The organism is Luteimonas abyssi (assembly GCF_001482195.1).
GTDB classification, from domain to species: domain Bacteria; phylum Pseudomonadota; class Gammaproteobacteria; order Xanthomonadales; family Xanthomonadaceae; genus Luteimonas; species Luteimonas abyssi.
Window position 1 is genome coordinate 719,105 of record NZ_KQ759763.1, and the last position, 17,296, is coordinate 736,400.

Genomic DNA, 17,296 nt, shown 5'->3' on the forward strand with positions numbered 1-17,296 from the left:
AGAAGTTCCGTTTCGACGGGACAGTCCCTTACACGGGGCCATAGCTCAGCTGGGAGAGCACCTGCTTTGCAAGCAGGGGGTCGTCGGTTCGATCCCGACTGGCTCCACCAGGGCAAGCGACATTGGGTCTGTAGCTCAGGTGGTTAGAGCGCACCCCTGATAAGGGTGAGGTCGGTGGTTCGAGTCCTCCCAGACCCACCATTTCTGGATGAAAGCGTACACATCAAGATTTTGAACGGCAGCAGCGCTGAAGCTGTGCCGGTTCTTTGAAAATTGGGATTGTAGCGAGCGTTGAAGATGAGTGTTGTCTACGACGTGTCGTGAGGCTAAGGCGGGAATCGCAAGATTCCTAATTTGAGTCGTTGCAATATTCGCGTCCGGGCTTTGTACCCCTGGACACAGCAACTCCGAGGCGACTTGGGGTTATATGGTCAAGCGAATAAGCGCACACGGTGGATGCCTTGGCGGTCAGAGGCGATGAAGGACGTGGTAGCCTGCGAAAAGTGTCGGGGAGCTGGCAACAAGCTTTGATCCGGCAATGTCCGAATGGGGGAACCCACCTCGCAAGAGGTATCGTATGGTGAATACATAGCCATACGAGGCGAACGCGGTGAACTGAAATATCTAAGTAACCGTAGGAAAAGAAATCAACCGAGATTCCCTGAGTAGTGACGAGCGAACGGGGAACAGCCCAAAAGTCTGCATGGTTCTAGCAAAACGGTCTGGAAAGGCCGGCCATAGACGGTGATAGCCCAGTATGTGAAAGGGCCACGCAGATGAAAAGTGAGTAGGGCGGGGCACGAGAAACCCTGTCTGAACATGGGGGGACCATCCTCCAAGGCTAAATACTCCTGACCGACCGATAGTGAACCAGTACCGTGAGGGAAAGGCGAAAAGAACCCCGGAGAGGGGAGTGAAATAGACCCTGAAACCGTGTGCGTACAAGCAGTAGGAGCCCTTCGGGGTGACTGCGTACCTTTTGTATAATGGGTCAGCGACTTATTGTTCGTGGCAAGCTTAACCGTATAGGGGAGGCGAAGGGAAACCGAGTCTGATAAGGGCGCATAGTCGCGGGCAATAGACCCGAAACCGGGTGATCTAGTCATGCCCAGGGTGAAGGTTGAGTAACATCAACTGGAGGCCCGAACCCACTCCCGTTGCAAAGGTAGGGGATGAGGTGTGATTAGGAGTGAAAAGCTAATCGAACCCGGAGATAGCTGGTTCTCCTCGAAAGCTATTTAGGTAGCGCCTCATGTGAATCCTCTCGGGGGTAGAGCACTGTTATGGCTAGGGGGTCATCGCGACTTACCAAACCATGGCAAACTCCGAATACCGAGACGGACTGCATGGGAGACACACGGCGGGTGCTAACGTCCGTCGTGAAAAGGGAAACAACCCAGACCCACAGCTAAGGTCCCCAATTCAGTGCTAAGTGGGAAACGATGTGGAAAGGCACAGACAGCCAGGAGGTTGGCTTAGAAGCAGCCACCCTTTAAAGAAAGCGTAATAGCTCACTGGTCGAGTCGGTCTGCGCGGAAGATTTAACGGGGCTAAAGCACTGAACCGAAGCTTGGGGTGCATAGCAATATGCGCGGTAGAGGAGCGTTCCGTAAGCCTGCGAAGGTGGATTGAGAAGTCTGCTGGAGGTATCGGAAGTGCGAATGCTGACATGAGTAACGACAATGCGGGTGAAAAGCCCGCACGCCGAAAGCCTAAGGTTTCCTTGCGCAACGTTAATCGGCGCAGGGTGAGTCGGCCCCTAAGGCGAGGCAGAAATGCGTAGTCGATGGGAAGCTGGTTAATATTCCAGCACCTCGCGTAAGTGCGATGGGGGGACGGAGAAGGGTAGGTGTACCGGGCGTTGGTTGTCCCGGGGAAAGGCGGTAGGTTTGGGACTTAGGCAAATCCGGGTCCCTTTAAGACCGAGCACCGAGACGAGCTCTTTGGAGCGAAGTCACTGATCCCACGCTTCCAGGAAAAGCCCCTAAGCTTCAGCTTACGCAGACCGTACCGTAAACCGACACAGGTGGGCAGGATGAGAATTCTAAGGCGCTTGAGAGAACTCGGGTGAAGGAACTAGGCAACATAGCACCGTAACTTCGGGAGAAGGTGCGCCCTTGATCGTGGCTGCATGCGCAGCTGAGCGATCGGGGGCCGCAGTGACCAGGCCGCTGCGACTGTTTATCAAAAACACAGGACTCTGCAAACACGAAAGTGGACGTATAGGGTCTGACGCCTGCCCGGTGCCGGAAGGTTAATTGATGGGGTCAGCCGCAAGGCGAAGCTCTTGATCGAAGCCCCGGTAAACGGCGGCCGTAACTATAACGGTCCTAAGGTAGCGAAATTCCTTGTCGGGTAAGTTCCGACCTGCACGAATGGCGTAACGATGGCGGCGCTGTCTCCACCCGAGACTCAGTGAAATTGAAATCGCTGTGAAGATGCAGCGTTCCCGTGGCAAGACGGAAAGACCCCGTGAACCTTTACTATAGCTTTACACTGAACGTTGAGTTCGTCTGTGTAGGATAGGTGGGAGGCTTTGAAACCATGGCGCTAGCTGTGGTGGAGCCATCCTTGAAATACCACCCTGTCGTGCTTGACGTTCTAACCTAGGCCCGTAATCCGGGTCGGGGACCGTGTATGGTGGGTAGTTTGACTGGGGCGGTCTCCTCCCAAAGAGTAACGGAGGAGCACGAAGGTACGCTCAGCGCGGTCGGACATCGCGCACTGTGTGCAAAGGCATAAGCGTGCTTGACTGCAAGATCGACGGATCAAGCAGGTACGAAAGTAGGTCTTAGTGATCCGGTGGTTCTGTATGGAAGGGCCATCGCTCAACGGATAAAAGGTACTCCGGGGATAACAGGCTGATACCGCCCAAGAGTTCATATCGACGGCGGTGTTTGGCACCTCGATGTCGGCTCATCACATCCTGGGGCTGTAGTCGGTCCCAAGGGTATGGCTGTTCGCCATTTAAAGTGGTACGCGAGCTGGGTTCAGAACGTCGTGAGACAGTTCGGTCCCTATCTGCCATGGGCGTTGGAGATTTGAGAGGGGCTGCTCCTAGTACGAGAGGACCGGAGTGGACGAACCTCTGGTGTTCCGGTTGTCACGCCAGTGGCACTGCCGGGTAGCTACGTTCGGAAACGATAACCGCTGAAAGCATCTAAGCGGGAAGCGTGCCTCAAGATGAGATCTCCCGGGAGCTTGACTCCCCTAAAGGAACCATCAAGACCAGGTGGTTGATAGGCTGGGTGTGTAAGCACAGCAATGTGTTGAGCTAACCAGTACTAATGATCCGTGCGGCTTGACCATATAACCTCAAGTGGCTTCGCCAATGCGAAGCGTCTAAGCCTCGCAACACGTCGAACAACTTCGATTCAAATGCTCGCTACAAACCCAACCCCATGAGAGCGTGAGCGCGATCCGTCTCCGGACTTCCGTCCAGACCGAACCGCGACCCTCCACCCTCTCCCTGGTGACAATAGCTGCGTGGAACCACCCGATCCCATTCCGAACTCGGAAGTGAAACGCGTACGCGCCGATGGTAGTGTGCATCTAGCATGCGAGAGTAGGTCATCGCCAGGGTCTTTACCCCAAAACCCCCGCCGGACTCCGGCGGGGGTTTTTCTTTGCGCGTCCGCTTTCGACGGATTGGCTCGATTCACGGGCTGCATTGCTGGTGCCACCTTGTTGCGCCGCTTCGGCGGGACGCCGCGCCCAGGTGGCCGGGCATCGCTCTTCCCTCGGTCAAGGCATCCTGCCCTGACTCGGGCGCGCGCCATCCATGGCGCGCTCGACGCGATACCCGGCCACCTGGACACGGCTCACCTCGGCGTCGGACTCGGCGCTTCGTTGAAGGAGGCCGGCCGATGCGCCGGTTGCGGCGACGTGCCTGTCGAAGCCCTCACGCCCAACCCCTCGAAGTACCGAAGAACCTCGTTGGTCTGGTAGGTCACCCGAGCGGCGTGGTCGGTCAGGGCCTTGTGATCCACGGCCGGCACGGAGCGCAGGTCCGTACCGAGTGGCGGCCACAAAAAGAACGCAGGCAGGATGCCCTTTCAGAACACTAGATCGGGTTTCTGGCAGATGAGCCTGCGCCCGATGGGCGCGCGCTCGAGGTCGTGCGATCAGAGCACCTGGATCGGGTCGCCGCCGACGATGACGACATCGGCCGGACGGCGTGCGAACAGGCCGACCGCGACCACGCCCGGGATCTGGTTGAGGCGGGCTTCCAGCGCGACCGGGTCGGTGATCTCGAGCCCATGGATGTCCAGGACCCAGTTGCCATTGTCGGTGGACACGCCCTCGCGCCAGACCGGCTGTCCTCCGGTCTGCTCGAGGACCGCCCGGGCGACCAGGCTGCGGGCCATGGGAATGACCTCGATCGGGAGCGGGAAGCGTCCCAGTACCGGCACCTGCTTCGCGGCATCGACGATGCAGACGAAGCGCTCACTGGCTTCGGCGATGATCTTCTCCCGGGTCAGGGCCGCGCCCCCGCCCTTGATCAGGTGCTTGCCGGGATCGCACTCGTCCGCGCCGTCGACGTAGAGCGCGAGCGGGCCGGTGGCGTTGAGGTCGAGAACCGGGATGCCATGTTGCTTGAGCCGGGCGGTGCTCTGTTCCGAGCTGGACACCGCGCCTTCGATCCGGTGGCGCAGCGGGGCCAGGGCGTCGATGAAGTAGGCCACGGTGGAGCCGGTGCCGACCCCGACGATCATGCCGTCCTCGACGAATTCGATGGCTTTTTCGCCGGCCAGGCGTTTGGCTTCTGACATGGGTACGGGTTCAGGATGTCTGTTCGAGGCCGAGCAGGATCTTCCATTGCGCGGCGGTGACGGGAAGGACGGAAAGGCGGCTGCCTTTCCGGATCAGCGCGAACTCCTCGCCGAGCGCATCGGCCTGCTGGCGAATCTCCTCCAGCGAGATGGGCGCGTGCAGCTTGCGTACGAACCGGACGTCGACCAGAAACCAGCGCGGTTCCTCGCGTGTCGCCTTTTCGTCGTGATACTTGGATTTCCGTTCGAACTGGGTCGGGTCCGGATACGCTTCGGTCGCGACTTCGGCGATGCCGTAGATCCCGGGAACCTGGGTGTTCGAGTGGTAGAACAGAATGCCGTCGCCGATCTGCATGCCGTTACGCATGAAGTTGCGGGCTTGATAATTGCGGACGCCGGTCCAGGGTTCGGTGCCGACTCGTTCGAGATCGTCGATGGAGAAGTCGGTGGGTTCCGACTTCATCAGCCAGTAGCGTTTGCGTGCGCTCATGCAGGGTCCGGAATCAGGGTTTCGCGTTCGGTGCAGATCGCGTCGAGGGGGACATCCCACGGTGCGACGTCGAGCCGTTCGACTTCCTGTGTCGCGTGGGCGGCGCCCACCAGCCAGGGGGGCGCAGGCGATGCGGAGCGGAACGCGAAGGTGCGATCGTACCAGCCGGCGCCCATGCCGAGCCGATGGCCACGCCGATCGAAGCCCACCAGCGGCACGATTGCCAATGACAATGCCTGCGCATCGAGCAGGCCACCGGGCGCGACATCGGGTTCGGGAATGCCGTGGCGGTTGGTCACCAGCGCATCGCCCGGCCGCCAGGGTGCGAAGCGCAGGCGGCCGTCCTCATGGAGAACGGGCAGGCAGTACACCAGGCCGGGCGGCAGCCGCATCTGCCAGACATGCAGTGCGAGCTCGCCATCGAAGGCCCAGTAGCCGGCGGCATAGCCGCGGTCGGGCAGAAAGGGCAGCGCCAACAGGCGTTCGGCCACCGTCTCCGCGGCGCGCAGGCGTGTGGCGGCGGGAAGGTCGCGCCTGCCTGCGCGCAGCGTGCCGCGCAGGCGGCGGCGATCAGCGGTCATGTCCATGACAGGCGATACGGCGTCATCGGGTCATTGTCGCCGAAGCCGTGTCCGAACGGGAGTTGCGTCCACGAATTCCCGCCGACCAAAACACCGCGGGCGCGACGGAAACCCCGGCGTTGCCGAAGCTTCCGTCGCGCCCGCGGCCCGAAAGAAATACGTCCTCCGCCATGAAGATGCGTGCAAACGACCTTGAACCCGAGGTTCAAGTGGGGAAGCTCAGGATCCATCGGGCTTTCCGCACGGAGCGGACATGCACACCCGGATGCCCTCGCGTCCCCGAGGTCGTCATTAAGGGACAAGGCGAATGTTGGCTCGCTGTCGACACAGCAGAGGACGAGCACGAAGTATAGCGCGCGACCATCCGCATGCATCGCCTTCCGTCGGCACATCGCGCGATGCATTCAGCCCGCATCCGACGATGTCGCGACGCCGTGGTGTCGGCTCAGTCGATCGCGTCGAGACGTCGTTCCAGCGCATCGAGCGCCTGCCGGAGCGCGCGTTCGCGGCTGTGCTGCTCGGCCTGCAGTTGCTTGAGTTCGTGCGCGAGATTGAGCGCTGCAAGCACCGCCACCCGGTCGACGGCGGCCATCCTGTTGCTGCCGCGGATCTCGCGCATGCGCATGTCGAGCTGGCGTGCGGCCTCGACCAGCGCATCACGCTCTTCGGGGACGACACCGATGGTGTACTCGCGATCCAGCACGCGGATGCTGACGGGCTCGCCGGCGCTCATGTGTGCTGCTCCAGCGCCTTGAGGCGCGCGATCATGGCTTCGACCCGGGAGCGGGCCTGCTCGTTCTTGGCGAGCAACTGCGAGCGTTCGCCGCTCAGGTGTTCCTGCTGCTGGCGCAGCTGACGGTTTTCCTCGCTCAGCCGCTGGATGCGCTCGACCAGGCCGTCGATGCGGCTGGAAACGGTACGTAGCTGCTCGACGACGTCGGTCTGATCCATGCGCGAACGATAGGCAGGCGCCGGGGGGCGGTCAAGGCGGGAGCGGGGGCGCCGGCCGGGCGGCCGGCCCGGTGGCGGCCCAGTGGCGGATCAGGGCGAGGGTGGCCTGGGCGTCCAGCGGCGGAGACAGCCAGAAGCCCTGGACCTCGTCGCACTGCTGCTCGGCCAGGAACGTCGCCTGGGCTTCGTTCTCGACGCCCTCTGCGACCACCTTGAGACCCAGCGAATGCCCCATCGAGATCACCGTGCCGGCGATCGCCGCATCTTCGGCATTCTCGGGCACCCCGTCGACGAAGGATTTGTCGATCTTGATCGTCTGGATCGGCAGCCGCCTGAGATAGGCCAGCGAGGAGTAGCCGGTGCCGAAATCGTCGATCGCCAGCGAGACGCCCAGGGCCCGGAGCGCGCGCAGATGCCGGGCGTTCTGTTCGGCGTCGGCCATCAACACGCTTTCGGTCAACTCCAGTTCGAGGGCGCTGGCCGGCATGCCGGTGTCTTCGAGCACATGCCGAACGACGTCGGGGAAGTCGCCGCGATTGAGCTGCAGCATCGAGACATTGACCGAAACCCGCAGGTCCGAAATGCCCTGCTGACGCCAGCGCTGCATCACCCGGCAGGCCTCGCGCAGGACCCAGTCGCCGATCTCGAGGATCAGGCCACTCTCCTCGGCCAGCGGAATGAAGTCGTCCGGCGCGATCTCGCCGTGCTCGTCGCTGTGCCAGCGCAACAGCGCCTCCACGCCGCCGATCCGCGAGCGGGCCAGATCCAGTCGCGGCTGGAAGGCCAGCCGCAGCTCGCCGCGATCGAGCACCTTGCGCAAGGCGTTCGACAGCAGGGCCCGCTCGCGCGTGCTGGCATCCATGACCTCGTCGTAGCGCATGAACGTCCGCCGGCCCGCATTCTTGGCCTGGTACATCGCGGTGTCGGCCCGTTTGAGCAGTTCAGTGGGCGTCTGCCCGTGCTCGGGGTAGAGGCTGATCCCGATCGACGGCGACATCTTGATCTCGTGGCCGCGATCGGGCAGCAGCGGCGCCTCGAAGGCCGCGATGATGTCGCGTGCGACCTGTTCGGCATCCTGAGCGGTCTCGATGTTCTCGAGCACGATGGTGAATTCGTCGCCCGACAGGCGGGCGACCGTCTGGTGCGGGCCGACGGTCTCCTGCAGCCGTCTCGCGACTGCGCGCAGGAGGCGGTCGCCGGTGGCATGGCCGAAGGAGTCGTTGATGTCCTTGAACCGGTCGAGATCGAGAAACAGCACCGCGATGCGGCCCCGTTCGCGCCGGGCGCGGACGATCGCCCGCGACAACCGCTCGGACAGCAACGCGCGGTTGGGCAGATCGGTGAGCGTGTCGAAGCTCGCCAGGTAGCGGAGCTCCTGTTCGGCGCGCTTTTGCTGGGTGATGTCGTTGAGCACGGTGACGTACAGAGGCGCACCGTCGTCCGATGCCACCGCCGCCGCTTCGATCGCGCACAGGAATTCCTCGCCGTCGTTGCGGCGCTGCCACATCTCGCCACTCCAACGACGGTTGCGCACCAGCTCGCGGCGGATGTGATCGTAGAACGCCGCATCGTGCTGGCGGCTGTCGAGCATGCGGGCGTTGCGGCCGATCACGTCCTCGGCCGCGAATCCGGTGATCCTGGAGAAGGCGGGGTTGACGGTGACGAAGTCGAAGCCCGCATCGACGACCGAGACCGCCTCGTTCATGCTGCGCAGCACCTCCGCGGCGATTCTGCGGTCCCGATCCTCACGGCGAAGCCGGGTGACGTCGACCACGGTGCCGGCGACCTTGCGCACCTGCTGTGCCGCGTCCACCTCGATCGCGCGTCCGCGCAACCGGATCCAGCGCGGATCGTCTCCGGTCGTGCGCATGTCGCATTCGAACGTGCGTACGCGGCCGGCGAGATAGTCCGCCAGCCGCTGGAGCGCGATGTCGACATCGTCGGGATGGAGCGAGGTGTCCAGCGCGATCTGCCGTTCCTGCAGCAGGATGGCGGCGGGAGCGGTCTCGGTCTCCAGGACTCTGGCGGTATGGGTGGCCGGGTCGTACTCCCAGTACCGCTCGCCACTGGCCCACAGCGCCATCTTCAGGCGCTCGGTGCGCTCGCGCAGGATGTCCATGTCCGCGCGCATGCGGCGCAGGCGCAGGCGCGTGTGGACGAACAAGGCGCAGGCCGCCAGGGCGATGCCCAGCGCGAGCATCAGGCGGGGGTCAGAAAGGTCACCCACGGATATACGGTCCCCTGGCCGCGCAGGGCGGTATTTCCGAGTGTATGCACAGCTCCCGTGGGCCAACAAGGCACCCGGGCAACGCGATGCGCATTCCGGGACGTGCGCCTGTCGAACGACTAGACTGGTGGCCTCTTTCACCCGGGTCATTGCCGTGTCCGAAGACGCCCTGCCTGCCGCCGAAGACGTCGGCCGTTCCATTCGCCGCCTCGGAGCGGCCATGTCCGCCGCGGAGCTGCATGGTGCGGTCGCGGGTTGGCTCGCCGGCGGTGGCGACGGCGACGACGGCTGGCTGGGACGCGCCCTGGCGGACGCGGCGTTCGAGACCGACGAGACCCTCGAACGGCTCCGGACGGTGACCGTGGCGCAGCTGGAGGATCGCAGCTTCGCGTTCGAACTGCTGTTGCCTTCCGAAGACACCTCTCTCTACGAGCGCAGCGGTGCGTTGTTCGAATGGTGCCGCGGTTTCCTCGGTGCCTTCGGCCTGGCCGCGGGCGATGCGCGTGCGCTGTCGGAAGAGGGACGGGAGGCGATGGCCGATATCGCCAAGCTTGCCGCGGCGGCGCCGCAGGAGGGCGAGGACGACGAGGAAGAGGCCGCGTTGGCCGAGATCGAGGAATTCGTAAGGGTCGCGGTGTTGCTGCTGCATGGCGACTGCACGCTCGGCCCGCGCCACCGTGAACGTCTGAACTGAACGCCGCTGTCGCCGGATCCTGAGACCGCATGTCGCTCAACGCCAAGTTCTCCGCCGCCACCTACGCCCGCCGCCGTCGCCAGCTGATGCGCATGGCGGGCGACGACGCAATCCTCGTGCTGCCGGCCGCGCCCGAGCGCGTGCGCAGCCGAGACACCCATTTCCCGTACCGGCAGGACTCCGACCTCTGGTACCTCGCCGGGTTCGAGGAACCCGATGCGGTGCTGGTGCTGGTGCCCGGCCGTGCGCACGGCGAGACGCTGTTGTTCTGCCGCGAACGCGACCCCGACCGCGAAGCCTGGGACGGTCCCCGCGTGGGGCCTGAGGGCGCGGTCGACGCGTTGGGGCTGGACGACGCCTATCCGATCGACGACCTCGACGAGATCCTGCCCGGTCTGCTGGAGGGCCGCAGCCGGGTGTACTACCACTTCGGCCGCGATACCGATTTCGATCTGAAGCTGATCGGTTGGCTCAACCGGGTGCGAGCGCAGGTGCGGCTGGGCGCGCAACCGCCGCATGAGTTCCTGGAGCTCGGCCACCTGCTCGACGAAATGCGCCTGTTCAAGTCGCGCGAGGAGCTGCGGCTGATGAAACGTGCCGGCCGGATCAGCGTGGAGGCGCATGCCGCGGTCATGCGCGCCGCGCGCCCCGGGGTGCACGAGTACGAGCTGCAGGCGGAGCTGGAGTACGTGTTCCGACGCCACGATGCCGCACCGGCCTACGAAAGTATCGTCGGCGCCGGCGACAACGCGTGCGTATTGCACTACCGCGCCAACCGGGCGAAGGCAGACGCCGGTGATCTGGTGCTGGTGGATGCCGGCGCGGAGTTCGGCGGATACGCCGCCGACATCACCCGGACGTTTCCGGTCGATGGCGTCTTCAGCGCCGAACAGCGCGCCCTGCACGACGTGGTGGCGCAGGCGCATGCCGAGGCGGCGGCACAGGCGCGGCCGGGTGTCGCCTACGGGGTCATCCACGACACCGCCGTGGCGGTGCTCGTCGAGGGGCTGTTGCGGCTCGGGCTGCTCAAGGGCAAGGCCGCGAAGCTGATCGCAGAAGGCGCCTACAAGCGTTTCTACCCGCACAAGACCGGGCACTGGATCGGACTCGACGTGCACGATGTCGGTGACTACCGCATCGACGGCGAGTCGCGCCTGCTCGAGCCCGGCATGGTGTTCACCGTCGAGCCCGGTCTCTATGTGCCGGCGGACGCGCGCGGGGTAGCCGACAAGTGGCGTGGCATCGGCATCCGGATCGAGGACGATTTCGCGATCACCCGAGATGGCCACGAGTTGCTCACGCCGGGCCTGCCGCGCAGCGCCGACGAGATCGAGGACTTCATGGCCTCGCGCTGAGCGGTCCGGCGCGGCGTGCTGCTTCGCGTCGACGCCGGCCCGGTGCGTACCGGGCCGGCGAACGGTTGACGGTCCCGCCTGTGGCGATTGCCAGGTGGGAGCCCGCGCGGCGCATGGCGTCGCTCAGCTCGCGGTGCGCGCGAATTCCTCGCGGGTCAGGTTGCGCGGAACGCCGGATTCGGCGACGACCAGTTCGTCCTCGATGCGGATGCCGCCGTAGGGGCGGAACGCATCCACGCGATCCCAGTCGACGTCCGCCGCGTGCGGGCCGTCGCGCAGTTCCTGCATCAGCAGATCGGCGAAGTAGACGCCCGGTTCGTTGGTCACCACCATGCCCGGTTCCAGCGTGCGGGTCAGGCGCAGGTAGGGATGGCCGTCCGGCTTGTCCAGCGTGCCGCCGGTATCGGAGGCGGCGAAGCCGCCGACATCGTGGACCTGCAGGCCGATGCCGTGGCCCAGGCCGTGCGGGAAGAACTTCGCGCTGACACCGGACTCGAGTGCGGATTCGGCGCTCATGCGCAACACGCCGAACTCGCGCAGCACGCCGGCCAGCAGCAGGTGGGCGTCCAGGTGCAGACGGCGGTAGTCGGCGCCGGCGACGAAGCGATCGCACAGGTCCAGTTGGACACGCTCCACCGCGTCGATCAGCGCCTGGAACTCGCTGTCGCGGTCGTGCGCCCAGGTGCGGGTGATGTCGCAGGCGTAGCCGGCGTGGCTGGCGCCCGCATCGATCAGGAAGCTGCGCAGCGGTTTCGGCGGCAGACGGTCGAGCTGGGTGTAGTGCAGCACCGCACAATGGGTGTTGAGCGCCACGATGTTGCCGTAAGGCAGTTCGGTGGCGTCCTGCCCCGCGGCCTGGCAGTAGGCCAGGTGGATGCCGAACTCCGAAGCGCCGGCGCGGAACGTGCGCTCGGCCGCGCGATGTCCACGCACGCCGCGCACCGTGGCCTGGGCGATCATCTCGATCTCGTAGGCGCTCTTGTAGGCGCGGTGGTAATCGAGGTACTGCAGCACCGGCTCCGGGTTGTTGGGCGTGAAGTCGCCCAGCGCGCTTTGCGGCTCGCCCAGGATCGCGCAGCGCGACGGATTCGCGGGCAGGTGCGACAGGGCTTCCTCGGGGGTGCGGATCACCACGATGTCGAAGTGTTCGACCCAGACGCCCGACGGCGCCTCGGGTACCACATGCCAGTAGTCGTACGGCTGCAGATACAGCAGCTTGGGGCGCTCGCCCGGTGTGTGGACCAGCCAACTGCCCGGATTGCGGGTCAGCGGCACCCAGGCCTTGAACTGCGGGTTGACCGCGTACGGGTAGTCGCGATCGTCGAACACCTGAAAGTGCTGCGTGCCGCTGGGCACGACCAGGTGATCGAACCCGCCGCGCTCGAGGGCGGCGGCCGCGCGGCGTTGGAGGATGGCGAGGTGGTCGGCGTAGCGTTGGGCGAGGTCTGCGGTCATTGCGGGCGATGGGGCTCTCGACACGGATGTCCGGCCATTGTCCCGCATTCGCCGCCGGCCTGCCGATGCCGGCTGGCGGCGTCGCTTTCAGTCGGCGTCGTCGCCGGGCCCGTTGTCGGAAGACTCCAGGAACAGCGAGATCACGTCGTTGCCGAAGCGCATGCCCAGCGCGGTGGGGCGGATGTAACCGTCCACGGCCTCCAGCCAGCCGCGCTGGAACGCCGTCTGCAAAGGCTGTGCGATCGCCGCATCCGTCAGGCCGGTGCGGGCCTGGAAATCGGCGGTGCGGAAGCCTTCCAGCAGGCGCAACGCATTGAGCATGTATTCGAACGGACGCCGCTCGGGCGGGATGTGCTCGTCGCCGCCGATCGCCGCGGGCTGGCCGGCGGCAGACAGCCAGAGGGTGGGATGACGCTGCTTCCAGCGACGCAGGATGCTCTGGTCGTGGCCGAGGGTGATCTTGCCGTGGGCGCCGGCGCCGATGCCGAGGTAGTCGCCGAAGCGCCAGTAGTTGAGGTTGTGCGCGCACTGACGGCCCGGACGGGCGTAAGCGGACACTTCGTACTGACCGTAGCCGGCGCCGGCGAGCAGGTCCTGGCAGCGCTCCTGCATGTCCCAGGCGAGATCGTCGTCCGGCAGCCGTTCCGGCGGGCGGGCCGCGAACACGGTATTGGGTTCCAGGGTGAGCTGGTAATGCGAGATGTGCGCCGGCGCGAGTGTGACCGCACGCGCGACGTCGGTCTCGGCCATCGCCAGGTCCTGGCCGGGCAGCGCGTACATCAGATCGAGGTTGAGATTGTCGAAGCCGGCGTCCTGCGCGAGTTTCACCGCGCGTTCGGCCTCGCCGCTGTCGTGAATGCGCCCGAGACGCTGCAGGCAGCCATCGTCGAAGCTCTGGATCCCGAAGCTGATCCGGTTCACTCCGGCGGCGCGGTAGTCCTCGAAGCGGCCGTGCTCGGTGGTGCCGGGGTTGGCTTCGAGCGTGATCTCGAGCGCGGGCGCGAAGCGCAGGCGTGCGGCGGCGCCCTGCAGGAACCGGTCGATCTCGGCCGCCGGAAACAGGCTGGGCGTGCCCCCGCCGAAGAACACCGAATGCACCGGCCGGCCCCACACCAGCGGCAGGTCCTGGTCGAGATCGGCCAGCAACGCATCCACGTAGGCGGCGAACGGCGGTGTGCCGCCACGGGCTTCGTGCGAATTGAAGTCGCAGTACGGACATTTGCGCACGCACCACGGCAGATGCACGTAGAGCGCGAGGGGCGGCGGGGTGAGCATGTGGGACGGGAGGAGGCGGGAGGGCGGCTGCGGTATCCGAGATGGGGGCGCGGCACCGACAGGCAAGCGCGTGCTCACCCGGCCGCAGGCAATGCCTGAAGGATGCGGGCGCGCAACGCGGCCAGCGCCTGGCCCCGGTGGCTGACGCGGTTTTTCACGACGGGGTCGAGTTCGGCCGCGCTCCGTCCCGATGCGGGGTCGAGAAACAAGGGGTCGTAGCCGAAGCCGTGCGCGCCGCGCGGGGCGTGCAGTACGCGGCCCTCCCAGATGCCTTCGGCGATCAACGGCTGTGGGTCGTCGCCGTGGCGGACCAGCACCAGCACGCAGTAGAAGCGCGCGCCGCGCGCCGCGTCGGGGACGTCGCGCAGCGCGTCGAGCAGCTTGGCGTTGTTGGCTGCTGCATCGCCATGGCGACCGGCGTAGCGCGCCGAGTACAGTCCGGGGGCCCCGTCGAGCGCGTCGACGCAGATGCCGGAGTCGTCGCCCAGGGCCGGCCGGCCGGTCTCGCGCGCAGCGTGGCGAGCCTTGAGCAAGGCGTTCTCGACGAAGCTCAGCCCGGTTTCCTCGATGTCCTCGACGCCGTGATCGCCCTGCACCGACAGTGCGAAGCCCGCATCGCCGAGCAAGGCTTCCAGTTCACGCAGCTTGCCGCGATTGCCGCTGGCCAGGACGAGCGGTCTCACCGCACCGGCTCCAGCAGATCCCAGCGGTTGCCGTACAGATCCTCGAACACGGCCACGGTGCCGTAGGCCTCGGTGCGCGGTTCTTCGAGGAAACGCACGCCGCGCGAGGTCATGACGGAGTGGTCGCGCAGGAAATTGTCGGTTTCCAGGAAGAAGGCCACGCGGCCGCCGGTCTGGTCGCCGATCCGGGCCTGCTGCGCCTCGCCATTGGCCTGTGCCAGAAGCAGGCCGCACCCGCCGCCGGGCGAGCCGATCCGGACCCAGCGCTTGCCGTCGGGCAGGCGCGTGTCTTCCAGCAGCACCAGGCCCAGGCAGTCGGTGAACCAGGCGATGGCACGGTCGTAATCGTCGACCACGACGGTGGTCAGCGCCAGCCGGCGCCTCATCGCGCCAGCGCCTCGCGCTGGTGGTTCAGCAGTTCGCCGATGCCGCGTTCGGCCAGGCCGAGCAGGGCGTCGAGCTCATCACGGCGGAAGGCATGCCCCTCGGCGGTGCCCTGCAGTTCGATGAAGCCGCCGCCATCGTTCATCACCACGTTCATGTCGGTGTCGCAGCCGCTGTCCTCGGCGTAGTCCAGGTCGAGGACGGGTGCGCCGCGATAGACGCCGACCGAGACCGCCGCGATGGCGCCGAACACCGGGTCGCGGGTGATCTCGCGTTTGGCCTGGAGGCCGCGGATCGCGTCGACCAGGGCGACGTAGGCGCCGGTGATCGCGGCCGTGCGGGTGCCGCCGTCGGCCTGCAATACGTCGCAGTCGAGGGTGATGGTGCGCTCGCCGAGTGCCGAGCGATCGACGCAGGCACGCAGCGAACGGCCGATCAGGCGCTGGATCTCCAGGGTCCGGCCGCCCTGCTTGCCGCGTGCGGCCTCGCGGTCGCTGCGGGTATGGGTGGCGCGGGGCAGCATGCCGTACTCCGCGGTGACCCAGCCCTCGCCCTTGCCGCGCAGGAACGGCGGCACGCGGTTCTCGACGCTGGCCGTGCACAGCACCTGGGTGTGGCCGAAGGCGACCAGCACCGAGCCTTCGGCATGGCGGGTGAAGCCGCGTTCGATGCGGATCTCGCGCAGTTGATCGGGCTGGCGGCCACTGGGGCGTGCAACGGACTCTGTCATGCGGGGCTCGATGGGGCGCGCGCAGGCGCGGCGTCGGGCGCGGCAGTCTAGCAGGCGCGCCCGACGCCGGCCCCGGGCCTATACTGCACGGCCGCCGGCCACCGCCCGACCCGCATGATCCGTAGCATGACCGCCTTCGCCTCCGGCGAACGCAGCACGCCCTGGGGCACCCTCGCCTGCGAGGTGAGAGCGGTGAACCACCGTTACCTCGAGGTCGGGACCCGTTTGCCCGACGAACTGCGCGCGCTGGAGCCGCTGCTGCGCGAGCGTGTCTCGGCCCGCCTGTCGCGTGGCAAGGTCGATCTGACCGTGCGGCTGCGCAACGGCGAGGCGACCGGTTCGCTCGAACTCAACGAACGGCTGCTCGATCAACTGTCGACGCTGGCGACGTCGCTGGAGGCGCGGTTTCCGCGCCTGAATACGGGCCTGGCGGAATTGCTGCAGGTCCCGGGCGTATTGCAGGCGCGGGCGGTCGATCCCGAGGCGATGCAGGCGGCCGCACTGGCGCTGCTCGATGCGGTGCTGGACGACTTCGTGGCCGCCCGCGAACGCGAAGGCGACAAGCTCTCGGCGGCGATTTCCGAGCGCGTGGACGGCATCGTGCGCATCGCCGACGAGGTGCGCACGCTGGTGCCGGTCATCCGAGAGGGGCAGCGCACCCGGCTGGAGACGCGCCTGGCGGACCTGCCGCAGCCGCTCGATCCGGGGCGTCTGGAGCAGGAGCTGGTGCTGGCGCTGCAGAAGCTCGACATCGACGAGGAACTCGACCGCCTCGCCAGTCATATCGACGAGATCCGCCGCGTGCTCGACCAGCGCGAGCCGGTCGGACGGCGCCTGGATTTCCTGCTGCAGGAATTCAACCGCGAAGCCAACACGTTGGGCTCGAAGTCGGTCGACCGGCGCACGTCGCAAGCCGCGGTCGAGCTGAAGGTGCTCATCGACCAGATCCGCGAACAGGTACAGAACATTGAGTGACACCTCTCAGGCCACCTCGGCTCCGGCACCGGACGCACCGATGCGCGGCACGCTGTTCATCGTCGCCGCGCCGTCGGGCGCCGGCAAATCCAGCCTGGTGAACGCCTGTCTGGCGCGCGATCCTTCGATCCGGTTGTCGATTTCGTTCACTTCGCGCGCGCCGCGTCCCGGCGAGCGGCATGCCGAGCACTACCACTTCATCACCGCCGACGCATTCAAGGCGATGATCCGGGCCGGCGAGTTCTTCGAGTACGCCGAAGTGCACGGCGACTGGAAGGGCACCGCGCGGCAATCGGTGGAGCCGCAGCTCGCGGCGGGCCACGATGTACTGCTGGAGATCGACTGGCAGGGCGCGCGCCAGGTGCGCGAGCAGGTGCCCGAGGCGGTGAGCGTGTTCATCCTGCCGCCGTCGCGCGCTGCGCTCGACCAGCGCATGCGCAAGCGCGGCCAGGACAGCGAGGCGGTCATGGCGCAGCGGCTCGCGGCCGCGCGCGAGGAGATGTCGCACGTCCACGAGTTCGACTACGTGATCGTCAACGAGGATTTCGACACCGCGGTCGGGGAGATGTGCTCGGTGTTCACCGCCAGTCGCCTGCGCCAGCGGCAGCAGGCCGAGCGTCATCATCGGCTGATCGAGGCGTTGCTCTCCGAGCCATGACCTGGTGGTGCTGCGCGCATGCGCTGGCGGACGATGTGCCCTCGCGCACGGCTGTACGCGCGGTCG

At 66.0% G+C, this 17,296-nt stretch carries 15 protein-coding genes, 2 tRNA genes, 2 rRNA genes and 1 other RNA gene; 8 read left to right on the forward strand and 12 right to left on the reverse strand.

All coding sequences use genetic code 11. The features are described from left to right. Window positions 1-34: 34 nt before the first annotated feature. The 4 genes from RG19_RS02875 to rrf all read left to right on the forward strand — a co-directional run bounded on the left by RG19_RS02875 (window position 35) and on the right by rrf (window position 3,582). A tRNA-Ala gene (locus RG19_RS02875) sits at window positions 35-110 on the forward strand. 14 nt (window positions 111-124) lie between these two features. After that, window positions 125-201 (forward strand) — tRNA-Ile (locus RG19_RS02880). Between the two features lie 228 nt (window positions 202-429). Continuing rightward, window positions 430-3,309 (forward strand): 23S ribosomal RNA (locus tag RG19_RS02885). A gap of 159 nt (window positions 3,310-3,468) precedes the next feature. Then, window positions 3,469-3,582: ribosomal RNA gene (rrf, locus tag RG19_RS02890) — 5S ribosomal RNA — on the forward strand. A gap of 542 nt (window positions 3,583-4,124) precedes the next feature. On the opposite strand, the gene rpiA is transcribed toward rrf, so the two are convergent. From rpiA to RG19_RS02920, 7 genes are all read right to left on the reverse strand, one after another. Then, on the reverse strand, window positions 4,125-4,772 hold the full coding sequence (gene rpiA / locus RG19_RS02895; RefSeq protein WP_058833951.1) for a ribose-5-phosphate isomerase RpiA: 648 nt from the start codon (window positions 4,770-4,772) through the stop codon (window positions 4,125-4,127). Between the two features lie 10 nt (window positions 4,773-4,782). Beyond that, window positions 4,783-5,262: an EVE domain-containing protein gene (locus tag RG19_RS02900; protein ID WP_058833952.1), complete on the reverse strand. Its 480-nt coding sequence runs from the start codon at window positions 5,260-5,262 to the stop codon at window positions 4,783-4,785. After that, window positions 5,259-5,843: a 5-formyltetrahydrofolate cyclo-ligase gene (locus RG19_RS02905; RefSeq protein WP_058836375.1), complete on the reverse strand. Its 585-nt coding sequence runs from the start codon at window positions 5,841-5,843 to the stop codon at window positions 5,259-5,261. The genes RG19_RS02900 and RG19_RS02905 overlap by 4 nt, the downstream gene beginning before the upstream one ends. A gap of 158 nt (window positions 5,844-6,001) precedes the next feature. Continuing rightward, a non-coding RNA gene (gene ssrS, locus RG19_RS17100) (6S RNA) lies at window positions 6,002-6,182 on the reverse strand. Between the two features lie 106 nt (window positions 6,183-6,288). After that, window positions 6,289-6,576: a cell division protein ZapA gene (locus tag RG19_RS02910; protein ID WP_058833953.1), complete on the reverse strand. Its 288-nt coding sequence runs from the start codon at window positions 6,574-6,576 to the stop codon at window positions 6,289-6,291. Further along, window positions 6,573-6,794, reverse strand: coding sequence for a TIGR02449 family protein (locus tag RG19_RS02915; protein WP_058833954.1), 222 nt, complete (start codon window positions 6,792-6,794; stop codon window positions 6,573-6,575). Before RG19_RS02915 ends, RG19_RS02910 begins: the two co-directional genes overlap by 4 nt. 31 nt (window positions 6,795-6,825) lie before the next feature. After that, window positions 6,826-9,021, reverse strand: a complete 2,196-nt coding sequence (locus RG19_RS02920) for a putative bifunctional diguanylate cyclase/phosphodiesterase (protein ID WP_162267045.1) — start codon at window positions 9,019-9,021, stop codon at window positions 6,826-6,828. Window positions 9,022-9,190: 169 nt separating this feature from the next. Between RG19_RS02920 and RG19_RS18125 the strand changes: the two genes are divergently transcribed. Together RG19_RS18125 and RG19_RS02930 are read left to right on the forward strand one after the other, a co-directional pair. Further along, the gene (locus tag RG19_RS18125; protein WP_274377956.1) at window positions 9,191-9,715 is read left to right on the forward strand and encodes a UPF0149 family protein; all 525 of its coding nucleotides are present in this window, start codon (window positions 9,191-9,193) and stop codon (window positions 9,713-9,715) included. Window positions 9,716-9,744: 29 nt separating this feature from the next. Next, window positions 9,745-11,070 carry an aminopeptidase P N-terminal domain-containing protein gene (locus RG19_RS02930; protein ID WP_058833956.1) on the forward strand — a complete coding sequence of 442 codons (1,326 nt, stop codon included), beginning with the start codon at window positions 9,745-9,747 and terminating at the stop codon, window positions 11,068-11,070. A 123-nt stretch (window positions 11,071-11,193) separates the two neighbouring features. Here the strand turns inward: RG19_RS02930 and pepQ are convergent, their stop codons facing one another. The 5 genes from pepQ to rph all read right to left on the reverse strand — a co-directional run bounded on the left by pepQ (window position 11,194) and on the right by rph (window position 15,597). Further along, entirely contained in the window at window positions 11,194-12,525 is a 1,332-nt protein-coding gene (gene pepQ / locus RG19_RS02935; protein ID WP_058833957.1) for a Xaa-Pro dipeptidase, read from the reverse strand. 87 nt (window positions 12,526-12,612) lie between these two features. Further along, window positions 12,613-13,800 (reverse strand): radical SAM family heme chaperone HemW, encoded by a 1,188-nt coding sequence (gene hemW / locus RG19_RS02940; protein ID WP_058833958.1) that lies wholly within the window; start codon window positions 13,798-13,800, stop codon window positions 12,613-12,615. Window positions 13,801-13,874: 74 nt separating this feature from the next. Beyond that, on the reverse strand, window positions 13,875-14,483 hold the full coding sequence (gene rdgB, locus RG19_RS02945) for an RdgB/HAM1 family non-canonical purine NTP pyrophosphatase (RefSeq protein ID WP_058833959.1): 609 nt from the start codon (window positions 14,481-14,483) through the stop codon (window positions 13,875-13,877). Further along, on the reverse strand, window positions 14,480-14,869 hold the full coding sequence (locus RG19_RS02950; protein ID WP_058833960.1) for a VOC family protein: 390 nt from the start codon (window positions 14,867-14,869) through the stop codon (window positions 14,480-14,482). The genes rdgB and RG19_RS02950 overlap by 4 nt, the downstream gene beginning before the upstream one ends. Next, a complete protein-coding gene (gene rph, locus RG19_RS02955) occupies window positions 14,866-15,597 on the reverse strand; it encodes a ribonuclease PH (RefSeq protein WP_058833961.1) in 732 nt (243 codons plus the stop codon). Before rph ends, RG19_RS02950 begins: the two co-directional genes overlap by 4 nt. Window positions 15,598-15,711: 114 nt before the next feature. Between rph and RG19_RS02960 the strand changes: the two genes are divergently transcribed. Together RG19_RS02960 and gmk are read left to right on the forward strand one after the other, a co-directional pair. After that, a complete protein-coding gene (locus RG19_RS02960) occupies window positions 15,712-16,572 on the forward strand; it encodes a YicC/YloC family endoribonuclease (protein WP_058833962.1) in 861 nt (286 codons plus the stop codon). Window positions 16,573-16,612: 40 nt separating this feature from the next. Next, a complete protein-coding gene (gene gmk, locus RG19_RS02965; protein WP_058833963.1) occupies window positions 16,613-17,230 on the forward strand; it encodes a guanylate kinase in 618 nt (205 codons plus the stop codon). Window positions 17,231-17,296: the final 66 nt, after the last annotated feature.